Raw genomic sequence first — 16,472 nt, forward strand, 5'->3', positions numbered from 1 at the left:
AAGTAAAAAATTTTTCGGAGGATATATAAAAATGGGTAAGATTATAGGTATCGACCTCGGAACAACCAACTCTTGCGTTGCCGTTCTCGAGGGCGGCGAGCCGGTAGTTATTCCTAACGCGGAGGGTTCGAGAACCACCCCGTCGGTTATCGGTTTTGCAAAAGACGGCGAACGTCTTGTGGGTCAGGTGGCTAAGCGTCAGGCGGTTGCAAACCCCGACCGCACGGTTATCTCCATAAAGAGAGATATGGGCACCGACCGCAAAGTGCGCATAGACCGCAAAGACTTCTCGCCGCAAGAGCTTTCTTCCATGATACTCACAAAGCTCAAGCAGGACGCGGAAGCGTATCTCGGCGAAAAAGTAACGCAGGCGGTAATTACCGTGCCAGCATACTTTACCGACGCGCAACGTCAGGCAACCAAAGACGCGGGGCGTATCGCAGGACTCGACGTATTGCGTATAATAAACGAGCCTACCGCGGCGGCTCTTGCTTACGGTCTTGATAAAGGGCAGGACGCCAACCACAAAATATTCATTTTCGACTTGGGCGGCGGCACGTTCGATATTTCCATTTTGGAAATAGGCGACGGCGTGTTCGAGGTTATAGCCACTGCGGGCGACAACCGCTTGGGCGGCGACGATTTCGACCAAAAGATAATGGACTATCTCGTTGAGCAGTTCAAGAACGACAACGGAATAGACCTCAGCAAAGACCGCATGGCTATGCAAAGACTCAAAGAGTCTGCGGAAAAGGCGAAAATAGAGCTTTCCACTTTGCAGAAAACCACTATAAGTTTGCCGTTCATTACCTCGGGCGCGGCAGGCCCTCTCCACATGGAGTACGAGCTTACCCGCAGTAAGTTCGAAGCTCTCACTCAGGTGCTCGTGGAAAAGACCATGAAGCTCACAAAGCAGGCAATGGCGGACGCGGGCTTTACCGAGAGCGATATAGACAAAGTTATTTTGGTAGGCGGTTCTACCCGTATACCCGCGGTTGTGGAAGCGGTTCGCAAACTCAGCGGCAAAGAGCCGTTTAAGGGCATTAACCCCGACGAATGCGTTGCAATAGGCGCGGCAATTCAGGGCGGCGTGCTTGCGGGCGAGGTAAAAGACGTACTGCTTCTCGACGTAACTCCGCTTTCGCTCGGTATCGAAACCGTAGGCGGCATATTCACCAAACTCATTCCGCGCAACACCACCATACCCACCAAGAAATCGCAGGTGTTCTCCACGGCTACCGACGGTCAGCCTTCGGTTGATATCCACGTTCTTCAGGGCGAGCGCGAAATCGCGGCGCACAACAAAACTTTGGCTCGTTTCGAGCTCGGAGGAATACCTCCCGCACCGCGCGGAGTTCCTCAGATAGAGGTTACGTTCGATATAGACGCCAACGGCATAGTGCACGTATCGGCACGCGATAAGGGCACGGGCAAAGAACAGCGCGTTACCATTACCGCTTCTACCAACCTTACCGAAGCGCAGATACAGCAAGCCATAAAAGACGCGGAGAAATTCGCGGACGAGGACAACAAGCGCAAAGACGTAGTAGAGGCAAAGAACCACGCCGATATGCTCATATTCTCCATAGAGAAATTCCTCAAGGAAAACGGAGCTTCGGTATCGCCTTCGGAGAAAGAAGAGCTCGAGAAAGAAATGGCGAACGTGCGCGAGGTTGTTAAAACCGACGAACTCGAAGCAATTCAAGACGCCGTAGACAGCTTGCAAAAACTCAGCAACGGAATATTCACCAAACTTTACGAAAACGGCGCAACCGCGGACTCGTCTGCGGCGGCGGGCGACGACGTGGTTGTTGAAGACGCCGAGGTTGTGGACGACAACAACTGATTTGCGAGCAAACAAAAATAATGGCAAAATCTTATTATGATGTTTTGGGTGTTTCCAAAACCGCTTCCGACGACGAGATAAAGTCGGCGTACCGTAAGTTAGCCAAGAAATATCATCCGGACTTAAATCCGGGCGATAAAGCGGTAGCCGACCTTTTCAAGGAAGTTAACGAGGCGTACGAGGTTCTCGGCGACCCTCAAAAACGCGCGGCGTACGACCGTCCTTCGGCGGGCGGCGGCGCAGGCGGTGCGGGAGGAGCGGATTTCGGCGGCGCGGGCGGTTCGTTCTTTGACGACTTCGTTAACATGTTTAACGGACAGGGCAAAGAAGCGGGCGGCGGTGCGAGCGGCGGCGATATTTCAATGAACGTTACTCTTACGTTTGAGGAAGCCGCGTTCGGCGTTGCGAAGGATATCTCGGTAAACCGTTTCGAGCCGTGTTCTTCTTGCAGAGGCACGGGCGCGAAGGGCGGCACTCAATATGTAAAATGTAATAACTGCGGCGGCACGGGAAAGGTGCGCTTTGCGCAGGAAACGCCGTTCGGCAGAGTTGTAAGCATGAAAGCCTGTAACGTGTGCGGCGGCACGGGCAGGATAATCAAAGAGCCGTGCCCGTCTTGCAGCGGCAGAGGACTTTTGCGCAAAAACACCACTCTGCGCATAACTTTCCCCGCGGGCATAGAACCCAATCAGATAATGACCGTGCCCGGCGAGGGCGAGCGCAGCAGAAACGGAACGAAATCCGGCAATCTCGTTTTGATGATAAACGTTATGCCGCACAAGTTCTTCAAGCGCAAGGGGCTTGACCTTGCCGTGGAGGTGCCCATTACGTTTACGCAGGCACTGCTTGGCGATAAGATTTACGTGCCCACTCTCAAAGGCGCGAAAGTTGCGTTTCCTTTGCCCGAGGGCACGCAGAGCGGCACTACGTTTAAGCTCAAAGGTCACGGCATAGAAAACTCCAAAAAAGGCGCGGTGGGCGATTTGCTTGTTACGATAGATATAGAATTGCCCAAGAACCTTACCAAAGACCAAAAGAGCAAAATCAAAGAATTGCACGAGTCGTTCAAAACCGACCAATACGAAAAGTCGCGCGAATTTTTCAAAGGAAAATAAAAACGCAAAAAGTTCCCGATACAGGGAACTTTTTCGCCCTTTGGCGAAATTCGAATAAAGGAACAAATATGAAATACTGCAAAGCAACCGTTACCACCACAACCGAATTTGCCGATACGCTTTCCGTTGTGCTTATAGATTTGGGGAGCGAAGGCGTTAGCGTTGCCGACGGCGAAGAAATCAAGCGGGTTTTGCGCGAGCACACCTGGGATTATGCCGCCGACTCTTTGTTCGAGCAGACCGACTCCGCCGTTTACGTGAGCGGATATTATCCCGAAAATCATGATTTTTCCGCTCTGATAGAAAAGCTCAACGAATTACGCGCAATGGCGGATTTGAACGCAGGCTCGCTCGAGCTGTCTTTGAACAAAGTCGATTCGGCTGATTACGAGAACGAGTGGAAGAAGTACTACGTTCCAATAGAGCTCAAAAAAACGGTTATAGTGTCCAAATGGCAAAAGTACGGCGGCGATAAACTCGCCGTATATATAGACCCCGGAATGGCGTTCGGAACGGGGAGCCACGAAACCACCAAGCTGTGTTTGAAATTTTTGGAAAAGACCGACCTGTGCGGCAAAACTTGTGCGGATATCGGGTGCGGAAGCGGTATTTTGGGTGCGGCGGCTCTAAAACTCGGCGCGAAGAGTTGTTTTATGGCGGATACCGACGAACAGGCGGTTGCGGCGGCAAAGGAAAATTGCGAACTGAACGGAGTTTGCGCCCGTGCCGAAATAATAAATGGAACTCTCGATTCGTCCGTAAAAGACAGGTTCGAGGTGATTGCGGCAAACATAACGGCGGACGTGCTCATAAGCCTTAAAGACGCGTTTTACGGCGCGTTACGCTCGGGCGGCATACTTATCATGAGCGGCATAATACACTCTCGCGCAACCGACGTGCTTGCGGCTTACGGCAAACTTTTTGCTCTCGAGTCGCAAGAGAGCGACGGCGAGTGGCAAGCCATGTTGTGGAAGAAGAAATGAAAAGATTTTTTACCCAAAGCATATCGGATAAACCTACGCTCACGGGCGAAGAGCACAAGCACTTGTCGGTGGTTTTGAGAGCCAAGACGGGCGACGAGATAATTCTTTGCACGGGCGACGGATACGACCGAATTTGTAAAATTGAAGAGATAAGAAAAAACGAAACCGTATTGTCGCCGGTTAAAACCGTAAAAAACGAAAGCGAGCCGAGCATACGCGTCGCGCTTTTCATGTCGGTAATGAAAGGCGACAAAAACGACCTTGTGGTTCAAAAGGCAACCGAATTGGGAGTTTCGGAAATTTTTCCCGTTATAACCAGGTACGTGCAAGCTCACGACAAGACCGTAAAAACGGAGCGTTTCGGCAGGATAGTGGCAGAGGCCGCCAAACAGTGCGGCAGAAGCGTTTTGCCGAAGGTGCATGCCCCCGTTGAATTTAACGACGCGGCGCGTAAATTCTCGGAGTACGATTTGCGCGTGTTCCCGTATGAAAACGCCGAAAAGCCGTCGCTCAAAGAATTTTTGCGCGGGACTGAATGCGAGGGTATTTCGAGCGCGGCGATTTTCGTGGGTTCGGAAGGCGGCTTTGCCGAGGAAGAGGCGGAACTGTTGGCGAGCTACGGAGTTGTGCCCGTAACGCTCGGCAAACGCATAATGCGTGCCGAAACGGCTAATATAGCCGTGCTTTCGGCGTTAATGTACGAAACGGAGCAATGGCAATGAAAGCGGTGGTATTTTCGCTTGGATGCAAGGTGAACCAATGCGAGGGGCAGTCTATCATATCCGCGTTTAACAAGCGCGGCATAACCGCTACCGACAAACTCGAATATGCCGATTTTTATGTGCTTAACACTTGCTCGGTTACGGCGGAGGCGGACCGTAAATCCCGTCAGGCGGTTTCCCGCGCGCTCAAGTTCAATCCCGCCGCCAAAATTTACGTTTGCGGTTGCAGCAGTCAAAACAACGGAGCTTTGTTCGAGGACAAGCCCAACGTGCGCATTGTTTCGGGTACTGCGCAAAAGATGAATTTCGCAGAGCTAATTCTCTCCGACCTATTTTCGGACGAGTGCGTGAGCCGCAACTGCGTGCATAATCCGCCCGCGGTTTACGAAGACGATTTGCATCCGTTTCACACAAAGACGAGAAGCTACATAAAGATACAGGACGGTTGCAACAATTTTTGCTCGTACTGCATAATTCCGTACCTGCGCGGCAGAAGCAGAAGCCGAGCGGCGGACAGCATTGTTGCGGAGGCGGTTGCCGCGGCGGAAAATTCCAAAGAAATAGTGCTTACCGGCATTAACGTATCGGCATACGGGAGCGATATCGGCACGAATTTGACCGATTTGGTAAAGCGGTTGGGAAAAGTTTCGGCGCGTAAGCGGATAGGCTCTTTGGAGTGCACGGTTATATCTTACGAACTGTTGCAAGCCATGCGCGAAAACGGATTTTGCGACCATTTCCATTTGTCGCTTCAGAGCGGAAGCGCAAGCGTGCTCAGGCGCATGAACCGCAAATACACGCCCGAATTTTATCTTGAAAAGGTAGACGAAATACGAAAAGTTTTTCCCGACGCGGGAATTACCACCGACGTTATCACAGGTTTCGCGGGCGAAACTCAAGAGGAATTTGCCCAAACCGCGGAGTTTGTTATAAGGGCGGAATTTTCGGATATGCACGTGTTTCCGTACAGCGAGCGCAAGGGCACGAACGCGTGCAAACTCGCGCAAATAGATAAGTCGGTCAGGCAAGAACGCGCCCTCGAACTTATAGAGATATCGCGTCGTATGCGAGAAAAGTTTTGCGAAAACCGTATAGGCAAGATTTACGACGTTTACGCCGAAACCGAGGAGCAAGGTGAATCGGCGGGCTATACCTCTAATTACATGAAAGTTTATTCCGACGTACCCGTCGGCGAACTTAAAAAAATTAAAATAATACAAAAATACAAAGAAGGAGTAAAAGCGGTAAACTATGAAAAATAACTGTGTGTTTTGCGCGATACAGGCGGGAGAAATACCCTCCGAAAAGTTTTATGAAGACGAGCGAATGATAGTAATCAAGGATATAGAACCCAAAGCCGCACTGCATTATCTCGCCATACCCAAAAGGCATTACAAGCTGCTCGGCGAAATGACCGAAAGCGACCGAGAGGACCTCGGAAAAATATTCGCCACAATCCCGTCGCTTGCCGAAAAGTTGGGGCTTGAGGGCGGTTACAGGTTAATTATAAATCAGGGCGACGACGCGGGGCAAACCGTTTTTCATCTGCACATACATATTTTGGGCGGACAAAAAATGGATTTTCCCGAATTATAAGCGGAAAACGATTGACACGCGGCGTTAATTTGAGTATAATTGTTTGGTAAAATAACCGTTCTCGGAGCAAAGGTGGTGTAATAGACGTGTCCGTTATCAAAGTAGGTGAAAACGAGTCGTTGGACAGTGCGCTTAAGCGTTTTAAGCGTAAGTGCCAAAAAGATAACATAATGGGCGACATGAGGCGCAAAGAGCATTACGAAAAGCCTTCTGTGCGCAGAAAGAAAAAATCCGAAGCCGCCCGCAAACGCGGCTCCAAAGGCTGAAAACAAGCGGAACGAACCTTATAACGGCGTCGTTCCGTTTTTTTTATACGTAGATGACTTTCTTTGACTGATTTTGTCGAAGGTATTGCGTAAATTCGAGCATGTGCTATAATTGAGGTACAGTTTATTTAACGGGAGGACAAAATGGCAGATAGAGCGAATTGCGGGTACAGCGAGCTTAAAAGGCGGGCTTTGCTTGCCAAACAAAGACTCAAGATGGGATACTGGCAAAGAATGTACGACGAAAAGCAAAGGGCGCTTAGCGAGATGGGCGACAGCGGCAGCGGCGCAAGGCTTGTTAAAGACCTTCAGTACGAAAAAGTGCGCCGCGACGAAAGCCGAGCATTCAATTCCGACAAAGCGAAGGAAGAGGAAGAATTTTACGGCAAAGTATGTTCCATTCTCGAAAGCGACGAAAACACCATAAATCCAATCGGGCAACTTATAGACAGAGAAGAATTCGAAAAGCTGGACGCGGACAACCGCCAAAGATATATACTCAAACTTTCGCAAAAATTTCGGGAGATGCGCGAACGCTATTACCGTGAACGCGCCTCTAAAAGCGTTTGACTTTAGCGTGCCGATATGTTAAACTTTCGGTATGAATTCATTACTCGAAGAACTTAACGAAGAACAAATCAAACCCGTGCTCGATACCGAAGGCGCGGTGCTCGTAACGGCGGGAGCGGGGAGCGGAAAAACTCGGCTTCTTACTCACAGGATTGCTTATCTCATTACCGAAAAGGGCGTAAATCCGTATAACGTGCTCGCCATTACGTTTACCAACAAGGCGGCGAACGAAATGAAAGAACGCCTTGCGAATATGCTCCCCGAATCTATGGACGGCATGTGGATATCCACTTTTCATTCCATGTGTGTGCGTATTTTGCGCAGGTTTATAGACCGAATCGGATACGGCAAGAATTTTTCGATATACGGCGAGGACGAAAAAGAGCGCATAGTAAAGAACGTAATCAAGGCGAAAGAGTACGACGCGGACGAACTCGCAAAGAAGGCTTTATGGTCTATATCCGACGCCAAAAACGCGGGACTCGCGCCCGACGAATACAAAAAACTTCACGACTATTACGACAGTATAGACGAGATATGCGTTATATACGCCGAATATCAAAAGGAATTGCGAGCAAACAACGCTCTCGACTACGACGACCTTTTGCTTGTAACTTATAGACTTTTGCGTGAAAATTCCGACGCGCTCGAATACTGCCAAAACAGGTTCAAATATATTCACGTGGACGAATTCCAAGACACCAACGCAATTCAGTACGATTTGGTAAGGCTCATGGGCGCGAAATACGGCAACGTGTTTGCGGTGGGAGACGAAGACCAATGCATATACGGTTGGCGCGGCGCGAATTTCGAAAACATCTTCAATTTTACCAACGATTTTGCGGGTTGCAAAGTTTATAAGCTCGAACAAAATTACCGCTCTACGCAAAACATACTGTCGGCGGCGAACATGCTTATAAAGCACAACACCGCGCGGCTCGACAAAACTCTTTGGACGGGAAACGGCGAGGGCGAGCCCATCGAGTTTTTGCGTGCGGGAAGCGAGTCGGACGAGGCGAACGGAGTAGTAAGCAGTATAATAGGGCTTGTGCGCAGCGGCAAATACAAGTTTTCGGATATAGCCATACTGATGCGCTTGAACGCGCTTTCGCGTTCGTTCGAAGAGCGGCTTATTCAGTACGGCATACCGCACAAAATTTTCGGCGGCTTTAAGTTCTTCGAGCGCAAAGAAATAAAAGACTTGCTCGCTTATCTCAAGCTGATAGGCAATCCGCAAGACAACGAGGCACTCGCGCGTATAATCAATTTCCCCAAGCGCGGCATAGGCGACGGCACGCTCGCGCAGTTAAGAAACTACGGCGCGGTTACGGGTAAGAGCATTGCCGAAATCATACTCGAAATAGATACTAACCCCGATTTGCCCATGAGCGTTATTAAAAAACTTTCGGGATTTTCGGAACTGCTCAAGGCGTTGTTTGCAAAGAAGAACGAAACGAGCCTGTCGGATTTGGTGTCTTATATAGTTACCGCGCTCGGGTTGCGCGTGCTGTACGGCGACGACACCGACGAATGCCGCAACAGGTTGCGCAATATCGAAGAATTTATCGCGTCGGTAAAACAGTTCGAAGAAGCTAACGAGGGCGCGGATTTAAGCGATTATCTGCAAATGATAAGCTTGTATTCGGACACCGAGGAAATGGACGGAAGCGACTACGTGAGTATCGCAACCGTTCACAGCGCGAAAGGTTTGGAGTGGAAAGTTGTTTACATAGTGGGAATGGAAGAAGGTATTTTTCCCATTATACGCATGGACTCGCAAGACGACGAACAGGAAGAGCGCAGACTGTTTTACGTTGCAATCACGCGGGCGAGAGAAAAACTTTTCGTTACGTACTCCGCCTCGAGATTTTTGTACGGGCAGAGAAAGAATATGTTTCCGGCTCGCTTTTTGAAAGAAGCGGGCATAATGCGCGAAAATTCCTACGCCCGAGCGCAACAGTCGTACGGCGGACATTCTTCTTCGGCGCAAAAGCAAACCAAATACGCGCAATCGGCGCAAACCTCTTCGCCCAAACCCATACTGCAACGCCCGAGCGACTCGCCGGTTAAGCAGAGCGGAGATTTTTCGGGCTTTACGGCGGGAGCAAAGGTTACTCATCCCAAATTCGGCACGGGCGTAATAGTTGCCGTAACAGACGAGCACAACAGCAAATACGCTCAAGTTTCGTTCGAAACCGTGGGCAAAATAACGCTTGCGCTCGATTACGCGCCCATTAAATTACTCGAACAATAAGGAGTTTACGGTTTTGGATAGAATGAAAGAGCTTGTAGATAAGCTCAACGACTACGCCTTTCATTATTACGTGCTCGACGAGCCGATAGTTGCGGACTCGCAATACGACTCGTTATACGACGAACTCGTTGCGCTCGAAAAAGCCGAAAACAGAATTTTGCCCGAGTCGCCCACTCGCAAAATAGGCGGCGAGCCGATAAAAGAATTTTCGCGGCACGAGCACATTCACAAGCTGTACAGTTTGGACAAGTGCAACGATTTCGACGGCTTGCGAGCTTTCGACGAAAGGATACGCAAAGCCGCGGGCGGAAGCGTGGACTATACGCTCGAATACAAACTCGACGGGCTTACTTTGTGTCTTACTTACGAGAACGGATTGTTCAAGGGCGCGGCTACGCGCGGCAACGGCAGCGAGGGCGAAGACGTGACCGCGCAGGTGGCAACGATAAAATCCATACCCGCGGCGATAGATTACAAGGGCGTGCTCGAGGCTCAGGGCGAAGGAATAATGCGCTGGAGCGCGTTTAGAAAATACAACGAAACCGCCGCCGAACCGCTCAAAAATCCGCGCAACGGCGTGGCGGGCGCGATACGCAATCTCGACCCGAAAATTACGGCAAAACGCAATCTCGATATACTTTTTTACAACGTGAATTACAAGAGCGACGGCGGAATATCTTCGCAGTCGGAGTCAATCGAGTTTTTGAAAGAACAGCGTTTCAAAACCGGAAAGTTGTGGAAAACAAATTCGGTTGATAAGATAATCGAAATAATAGAAAGCGTTGACCGCTCGTCGCTCGATTATCTCATAGACGGAATGGTGATAAAAGTGGACGATTTGGCTTTGCACGAAAAACTCGGCTATACCGATAAATTTCCGCGCTGGGCAATCGCCTACAAATTCGAAGCCGAAGAAACGTCTACCGAGCTTAAGGACGTGATTTGGCAGGTGGGGCGCACGGGAAAGCTGACTCCGCTTGCGATTTTAGAGCCTGTGGAGCTGTGCGGAGCTACGATATCCAAAGCCACGCTTAACAATTTCGGCGACATTCAAAGAAAAAAAGTTAAGATAGGGAGCACCGTTTTCGTTCGCAGGAGCAACGACGTAATTCCCGAAATACTCGGAATAGCCGAGGATAAAGGCGGCGAAGAAATTTCCGCGCCCGTTATTTGCCCCGCCTGCGGTGCAAACGCAGAAGGAATAGGAGCGCACATTTTCTGTCCGAACGAAGAGGGTTGTCCGCCGCAAATATGCGGAAAAATCGAACATTTCGTTTCCAAAGATTGCATGGATATAGACGGCGTGAGCGATAAAACCGTGTATCAGTTATACGATAAACTCGGAGTACGCTCGGTTGCAGACTTGTATGCTTTAGACGAGCAAAAGCTCGCGTTGCTTGACGGTTTCAAGGAAAAGAAGATTGCAAACTTTCTCAAGTCCATAGAAGAGAGCAAAAAAGCGGACTTGCCGCATTTTATACACGCGCTCGGTATTCCCAACGTTGGCAAAGTGGCCGCTCGCGATTTGGCGGAAAAATTCGGCAGTATAGCCGCGCTTCGTTCCGCTACGGCGGAACAACTGCTCGATGTTTCGGAGGTGGGCGAAATCGTGGCGCAGAGCATACTCGATTACTTTGAAAAGCACGGCGAACTGATTGACCGTTTTGTTTCGCTCGGCATAAATCCCGTTTTCGTTAAAAACGAAGGCAACGGCTTTTTTGCGGGCAAGAAAGTGGTGCTTACGGGCAAGATTTCCATGCCGCGCTCAAAGGCGGCGGAACTGCTCGTTGCGGCTGGCGCGACGGTTGCCGACGGCGTATCCAAAGACGTAGACTTGGTAATAGCGGGCGAGGATGCGGGGAGCAAGCTCGAAAAGGCTATGAAACTCGGTAAAAAAATAATCGGCGATAAAGAGTTTATTGAGCTTGTAAACGCTTGAAAAATTCCGAATAAAATGCTATAATATTATGTAAGCGCAAAAATATACCGCGCATCAAAAAAGGAAATTGCCTATGAAAAGCATGACCGGATACGGCAAGGGAGTAAGTTCGCGAGACGGTAAGACCGTTACCGTGGAGCTTAAAGCCGTTAACAATCAGTATTTGGAAATAAATTCCCGACTCGGAAAATCGTATGCGTTGTGCGACGAGGTAATACGCAAAGAAATTTCGAAGCGCATAAAGCGCGGAAGCATAGACGTGTTTTTGAGTTTTGAAAATTCGCTCGGAGCAAGCTCGGAACTTAAGCTCGATATTGCGCTTGCGGCGGAATACGTAAAAGCGGCAAAGAAACTGCGCGACGAGTTTATGCTCGACGAAGACCTCGGAGTTACGGCGTTGCTTCGCATGCCAGAGGTGTCTGCGCTTCAGCCGGTGAAGGACGAGCCCGAGCTTATAAAGGAACTAACCGCGGCGGCAACAGCGGAAGCGGTTGAAAATCTCGATACAATGCGAGAAACCGAGGGCGAGGGAATAAAAGCCGACCTCACGAAATTGGTTTCTTCGATTGTCGCCGCGCTCGAAAAATCGATAAAGCGCGCGCCGCTCGTTGTTGAAGACTATCGCGAAAAGCTCAAGCAGAGAATATCCGACGTTTTGAAAGAAACGCAGATAGACGAGGTTAGGCTTTTGAACGAGGTGGCTTTCTTTGCCGATAAAGCGGATATAAACGAAGAAATTTCCCGCCTGTCGTCGCACATAAAACAGTTCCTCGCCTGCCTTGAAAGCGACGAACCGCAGGGCAGAAAGTTGGATTTCCTTTCGCAGGAAATGAACAGGGAAATAAACACCATGGGAAGCAAATCCAACGATATGGAACTTACCAAACTCGTGGTTGAAATGAAAAATCAACTCGAGAAGATAAAAGAACAAATTCGTAACGTGGAGTAGAGAAAAATCGTCTTTGTATGAAAAAAGGTTTGTTGATAGTTTTATCGGGTCCGTCGGGCGCGGGCAAAGGAACGGTATATAACGCGGTAATTCAAAAAATGCCGCAACTTAAAAAATCGATTTCGGTAACCACGCGCTCGCCGCGCGTAGGCGAAACGGAAGGCGTTCACTATTATTTCAAGTCGGTTGAGGAATACGACCGAATGAAATCGGACGGAGAGTTTTTGGAAACCGCGCGGGTATACGATAATTACTACGGAACGCCCAAAGCTCCCGTGTTTGAAATGCTCGAAAAAGGCGACGACGTGTTTTTCGAAATAGATATAGCGGGCGCAAAGCAAATTAAAGCCAAATATCCCGAATGCGTTTCGGTGTTCATAATGCCGCCGTCGTTTGAAATACTCGAGCGGCGTTTGCGAGGAAGAGGTACGGAGAGCGAAGAGAGCCTTGCGAAGAGATTGGGCAGCGCACGCTCCGAACTTGCCGAATACGGCTGTTTCGATTATATAGTTTTCAACGACGAAGCGGAAAAGGCAACGCAGAGAGTTATGGATATAATATCTGCGGAGCGTTCGGCGATATCGCGAAACGAAGAAAAAATAAAAAGTATGTTAGAAATCAAAACGGAGATATAAATATTATGATGATTGACCCACCCATTGATAAGCTCGTAGACAAAGTGGGGTGCAAGTACGCGCTCGTATGTCTTATCACCAAACGCGCCCGCTATCTTTTGGACAAGAAAGCGGAAATGCTCGAAGCCGAGAATATTCGCGCCGTATCTTGCGCGGCTTACGAAACTTACGAAGGCAAAGTGGAAGCGCGTTACGAGGACGATTGATTGAAACTTTCAGGCAAGACAATTACCGTAGGCGTTACGGGCGGCATTGCGGCTTATAAGGCGTGCGAGCTTGTCAGCTTGCTCAAAAAGGCGGGTGCGGACGTTCACGTTGTTATGACGCAGCATGCAACGCAGTTTGTCGCGCCGCTGTCTTTCGAGGCTCTCAGCGGCAACCGCGCGGTAACCGATATGTTCGATACCGACCACGAGTGGGAAATCGGGCATATTTCGCTTGCCAAAAAGTCGGACTTATTCGTAGTTGCGCCCGCTACCGCAAATATTGTGGGAAAGCTCGCGTGCGGAATTGCCGACGACTTTTTGTCTACCACGCTAATGGCTACCAAAGCTCCCGTTGTGCTTGCGCCCGCCATGAATACGGGAATGCTTACGAGCGCGGCGTATACCGCCAACGAAGCGACTTTACGCGCTCGCGGATATATTTTCGCGGAGTCGGCAAGCGGCAGACTTGCTTGCGGCGACGACGGCAAGGGCAGAATGGCGGAACCGCAAGAAATATTAAAGCTTATAGAGTCGGTTTTGGCGGTTCGCAAAGATTACGCGGGCAAACGAGTGCTCGTTACCGCGGGCGGGACGCGCGAGCCTATAGACCCCGTGCGCTTTATCGGAAACCGTTCGAGCGGAAAGATGGGAGCGGCTATAGCCGCCGCGGCGTATGAGCGCGGCGCGGAGGTGATATACGTAGCCACTCCCGACGCGGTAAAACCGAATGCGGCGGTAAAAACCGTTACGGTAAGCACCACCGCCGAAATGTATCGCGCGGTGCTCGAAGAAACCGAAAACGCCGATATAGTGATTAAAGCCGCCGCGCCCGCGGACTACGCACCCGAGGCGGTTGCCGAAAATAAGATAAAGAGCGGAGAGATTACGCTCAAGCTCAAAAAAAATCCCGATATAGCCGCGGCGGTAGGAAAAATAAAGGGCGAACGCAAGCTCGTTATATTCTCCGCGGAAACCGAAAATCTCAAAGAGAACGCGACTCGAAAACTGAAAAAGAAAGGCGCGGACATGGTGGTTGCCAACAACGTGCTCACTCCGGGCGCGGGATTTTCGACCGATACCAACATAGCCGCGATAATAACCGAAAAATCCTTTGTACAGCTCGATAAAATGACTAAGCGCGAACTTGCCGACGTGATTTTGGACGAAATAATAAAATTATAAATGATAGCCGAAGTAATTGTAGACATTTCCAATTCCGAAGTAGACCGAATATTCGATTATTTTTTCGAGTCGGCTGACGTAAAAAAAGGAAGCAGGGTGTCGGTTCCGTTCGGCAACAGAAAGATAGAAGGGTACGTAATAGGTATAAAAAGCGATACCCTCGTTCCCAAAGACAAGTTGAAAGCCGTTTGCGAAACGCTCGACGACAGACCTGTTATAGGCGAGGAAATGCTCGAGCTTATGCGGTTTATGTGCGAGCGGTATCATTTGCGCGTGGTAGACGCGTTGCGGCTGTTTATTCCGTCGCAAATGCGCGGCGGCAGAATTATAGAACTGAAAAAACGGTTTGTGCGGATATCGCCCGAATATGCGGATAAAGACCCGAGCGAATTTATAAGAGCTTCGGCAAAGGCGCAACATGAACTTTTCGAGTACGTGCGCGCTTGCGAAGAGGCGGATACCGCGTATATATCCAAAGAGTATTCCGCGGCGGCACTGCGCAATCTCATAGACCGCGGAATATTCGAGGCGTTTGAAAAAGCCGCGCGAAGGATGCCCTATAAGTCGGTGGGCGGCGCGGGTCAAAGCGTGGAGCTTACGAGTGCGCAGAGAGCGGCGGTAGACGCTGTGCGCGGTGCTTGCGGCGAAATATTTTTGCTTCACGGAGTGACGGGCAGCGGCAAAACCGAAGTATACATGAACGCAATCGCCGCCGCGCTCGAACGGGGAAAAACCGCAATAATGCTCGAGCCCGAAATATCGCTCACTCCGCAGGTTCTCAAAAATTTCCGCGCCCGTTTCGGCGACAGCGTTGCTATTTTGCACAGCGGCTTGAGCGCGGGCGAAAGGTTTGACGAGTGGCGCAGGCTTTTGTGCGGCGAAGCCAAAGTTGCGGTGGGAGCGCGTTCGGCGATATTTGCGCCGCTGTCGGATTTGGGGCTTATCATAATAGACGAAGAGCACGATGCGAGTTATGTTTCGGACAGCAATCCGCGCTATTCCACCGAAGAGGTTGCGGCGTTCAGGGCAAAATACAATAACTGTAATTTGGTGATGGGGAGCGCGACTCCGTCGGTGGAGTCTTACTATAAGGCGAAGGCAGGCGAGTACAAATTGCTCGAACTGCGCGAACGCATAGCGAGCAGACCTTTGCCCGATATAGAGATAGTAAACATGTGCGACGAACTGCGCAACGGAAACAACGGCTTTTTGTCGCGCAGACTTAGTTGCGAGCTTGCGGAGTGTTTGGAGCGCGGCGAGCAAGCGATAATATTCATCAACCGCAGAGGATACGCTTCGTTTGTGATGTGCGCTCAATGCGGCTACGTAGCCAAGTGCGAAAGGTGCGACGTGTCGCTTGTGTATCACCGCGACGAAAACGTACTTAAATGCCACTACTGCAACAACCGTTATGCGCCGCTCGACGTATGCCCGCAGTGCAAGGGAACGCATTTGCGGCAGGGCTACATAGGAACGCAAAAGGTGGCGGCGGAAATATCCAAAATGTTTCCGAGTAAAAAAGTGTTGCGCATGGATAATGATACAACCCGCAACAAAGACGCTCATCTCGAAATACTCGGGCGTTTCGGTTCTCGGGAAGCCGACGTGCTTGTGGGCACGCAGATGATAGCCAAAGGACACGATTTTCCCAACGTAACGCTTGTGGGAATTATCGACGCGGATATGAGTCTGCACTTTGCCGATTACCGAGCGGCGGAACGCACCTTTCAGCTTATTACGCAGGTTTCGGGCAGAGCGGGGCGAGACGTTAAGCCGGGCAAAGTGGTGCTTCAAACTTATTCGCCGGGGCACTACGTATACAAACTTGCGGCGAGAAACGATTACCGAGGTTTCTTCGAAAAGGAATGCAACTTAAGAGAGGTTACCAAGTATCCGCCATTTTCCAAAATAGTGCGTATTCTGATTACTTCGGAGAGCGAGAGCGACGCATTCGACGCGTTGAAAGCCGATTTCGACGATATCAATGCGCTTGCTCGCGAAAACGCCGATTGTTTCGCGTATTTAGCGGCAATGAAAGCTCCGCTTAAAAGAATACAAGACAAATACCGCGTACAGATTATCGCGAGAATAACGGAGAATTTCGACTCTTTGATACAAAAGATATACGAAATTACCGACTCGCATTACTCGAGCAAAACGACTTGTTTTGTGGAAATAAATCCGAGCAACATGAGTTAAGAGGTGAAAT

The 16,472-nt window shown here is 50.0% G+C and carries 15 protein-coding genes; all 15 read left to right on the plus strand.

Annotation, left to right across the window (positions count from 1 at the left end; translation table 11 throughout):
* Positions 1-31: 31 nt before the first annotated feature.
* The 15 genes from dnaK to priA all read left to right on the plus strand — a co-directional run bounded on the left by dnaK (position 32) and on the right by priA (position 16,462).
* Complete coding sequence (gene dnaK, locus NFR55_RS01610; RefSeq protein WP_251545556.1) at positions 32-1,846, plus strand: molecular chaperone DnaK; 1,815 nt, start codon at positions 32-34, stop codon at positions 1,844-1,846.
* Between the two features lie 20 nt (positions 1,847-1,866).
* Complete coding sequence (gene dnaJ / locus NFR55_RS01615) at positions 1,867-2,961, plus strand: molecular chaperone DnaJ (RefSeq protein WP_251545559.1); 1,095 nt, start codon at positions 1,867-1,869, stop codon at positions 2,959-2,961.
* Between the two features lie 68 nt (positions 2,962-3,029).
* A complete protein-coding gene (gene prmA, locus NFR55_RS01620) occupies positions 3,030-3,944 on the plus strand; it encodes a 50S ribosomal protein L11 methyltransferase (protein WP_251545560.1) in 915 nt (304 codons plus the stop codon).
* On the plus strand, positions 3,941-4,666 hold the full coding sequence (locus NFR55_RS01625) for an RsmE family RNA methyltransferase (RefSeq protein ID WP_251545562.1): 726 nt from the start codon (positions 3,941-3,943) through the stop codon (positions 4,664-4,666). Before prmA ends, NFR55_RS01625 begins: the two co-directional genes overlap by 4 nt.
* Positions 4,663-5,928 carry a tRNA (N(6)-L-threonylcarbamoyladenosine(37)-C(2))-methylthiotransferase MtaB gene (gene mtaB, locus NFR55_RS01630; RefSeq protein ID WP_251545564.1) on the plus strand — a complete coding sequence of 422 codons (1,266 nt, stop codon included), beginning with the start codon at positions 4,663-4,665 and terminating at the stop codon, positions 5,926-5,928. Before NFR55_RS01625 ends, mtaB begins: the two co-directional genes overlap by 4 nt.
* Positions 5,918-6,262, plus strand: coding sequence for a histidine triad nucleotide-binding protein (locus NFR55_RS01635; protein WP_251545565.1), 345 nt, complete (start codon positions 5,918-5,920; stop codon positions 6,260-6,262). The genes mtaB and NFR55_RS01635 overlap by 11 nt, the downstream gene beginning before the upstream one ends.
* Before the next feature lie 86 nt (positions 6,263-6,348).
* On the plus strand, positions 6,349-6,528 hold the full coding sequence (gene rpsU, locus NFR55_RS01640; protein WP_251545567.1) for a 30S ribosomal protein S21: 180 nt from the start codon (positions 6,349-6,351) through the stop codon (positions 6,526-6,528).
* Positions 6,529-6,672: 144 nt separating this feature from the next.
* Positions 6,673-7,098 carry a hypothetical protein gene (locus tag NFR55_RS01645; RefSeq protein ID WP_251545569.1) on the plus strand — a complete coding sequence of 142 codons (426 nt, stop codon included), beginning with the start codon at positions 6,673-6,675 and terminating at the stop codon, positions 7,096-7,098.
* Between the two features lie 31 nt (positions 7,099-7,129).
* The gene (locus NFR55_RS01650; protein WP_251545571.1) at positions 7,130-9,352 is read left to right on the plus strand and encodes an ATP-dependent helicase; all 2,223 of its coding nucleotides are present in this window, start codon (positions 7,130-7,132) and stop codon (positions 9,350-9,352) included.
* A 22-nt stretch (positions 9,353-9,374) separates the two neighbouring features.
* The gene (gene ligA, locus NFR55_RS01655) at positions 9,375-11,291 is read left to right on the plus strand and encodes an NAD-dependent DNA ligase LigA (protein WP_251545677.1); all 1,917 of its coding nucleotides are present in this window, start codon (positions 9,375-9,377) and stop codon (positions 11,289-11,291) included.
* Between the two features lie 73 nt (positions 11,292-11,364).
* Positions 11,365-12,240, plus strand: coding sequence for a YicC/YloC family endoribonuclease (locus NFR55_RS01660; RefSeq protein ID WP_251545573.1), 876 nt, complete (start codon positions 11,365-11,367; stop codon positions 12,238-12,240).
* A gap of 17 nt (positions 12,241-12,257) precedes the next feature.
* Positions 12,258-12,875: a guanylate kinase gene (gmk, locus tag NFR55_RS01665; RefSeq protein WP_251545575.1), complete on the plus strand. Its 618-nt coding sequence runs from the start codon at positions 12,258-12,260 to the stop codon at positions 12,873-12,875.
* Positions 12,876-12,880: 5 nt separating this feature from the next.
* Entirely contained in the window at positions 12,881-13,081 is a 201-nt protein-coding gene (rpoZ, locus tag NFR55_RS01670; RefSeq protein ID WP_251545577.1) for a DNA-directed RNA polymerase subunit omega, read from the plus strand.
* On the plus strand, positions 13,082-14,263 hold the full coding sequence (gene coaBC / locus NFR55_RS01675; protein ID WP_251545579.1) for a bifunctional phosphopantothenoylcysteine decarboxylase/phosphopantothenate--cysteine ligase CoaBC: 1,182 nt from the start codon (positions 13,082-13,084) through the stop codon (positions 14,261-14,263).
* Positions 14,264-16,462, plus strand: coding sequence for a replication restart helicase PriA (gene priA, locus NFR55_RS01680; RefSeq protein ID WP_251545581.1), 2,199 nt, complete (start codon positions 14,264-14,266; stop codon positions 16,460-16,462).
* Positions 16,463-16,472 lie beyond the last annotated feature (10 nt).

Origin of the sequence: Pumilibacter intestinalis (assembly GCF_943193005.1) — a bacterium.
GTDB lineage: Bacteria > Bacillota > Clostridia > Christensenellales > Pumilibacteraceae > Pumilibacter > Pumilibacter intestinalis.

What these genes read in the sequence shown, in the direction of transcription:
- dnaK (WP_251545556.1), top strand. Translation starts at nt 32, where the DNA reads ATGGGTAAGATTATAGGTATCGACCTCGGAACAACCAACTCTTGCGTT.
- dnaJ (WP_251545559.1), top strand. Translation starts at nt 1,867, where the DNA reads ATGGCAAAATCTTATTATGATGTTTTGGGTGTTTCCAAAACCGCTTCC.
- prmA (WP_251545560.1), top strand. Translation starts at nt 3,030, where the DNA reads ATGAAATACTGCAAAGCAACCGTTACCACCACAACCGAATTTGCCGAT.
- NFR55_RS01625 (WP_251545562.1), top strand. Translation starts at nt 3,941, where the DNA reads ATGAAAAGATTTTTTACCCAAAGCATATCGGATAAACCTACGCTCACG.
- mtaB (WP_251545564.1), top strand. Translation starts at nt 4,663, where the DNA reads ATGAAAGCGGTGGTATTTTCGCTTGGATGCAAGGTGAACCAATGCGAG.
- NFR55_RS01635 (WP_251545565.1), top strand. Translation starts at nt 5,918, where the DNA reads ATGAAAAATAACTGTGTGTTTTGCGCGATACAGGCGGGAGAAATACCC.
- NFR55_RS01645 (WP_251545569.1), top strand. Translation starts at nt 6,673, where the DNA reads ATGGCAGATAGAGCGAATTGCGGGTACAGCGAGCTTAAAAGGCGGGCT.
- NFR55_RS01650 (WP_251545571.1), top strand. Translation starts at nt 7,130, where the DNA reads ATGAATTCATTACTCGAAGAACTTAACGAAGAACAAATCAAACCCGTG.
- ligA (WP_251545677.1), top strand. Translation starts at nt 9,375, where the DNA reads ATGAAAGAGCTTGTAGATAAGCTCAACGACTACGCCTTTCATTATTAC.
- NFR55_RS01660 (WP_251545573.1), top strand. Translation starts at nt 11,365, where the DNA reads ATGAAAAGCATGACCGGATACGGCAAGGGAGTAAGTTCGCGAGACGGT.
- gmk (WP_251545575.1), top strand. Translation starts at nt 12,258, where the DNA reads ATGAAAAAAGGTTTGTTGATAGTTTTATCGGGTCCGTCGGGCGCGGGC.
- rpoZ (WP_251545577.1), top strand. Translation starts at nt 12,881, where the DNA reads ATGATGATTGACCCACCCATTGATAAGCTCGTAGACAAAGTGGGGTGC.
- priA (WP_251545581.1), top strand. Translation starts at nt 14,264, where the DNA reads ATGATAGCCGAAGTAATTGTAGACATTTCCAATTCCGAAGTAGACCGA.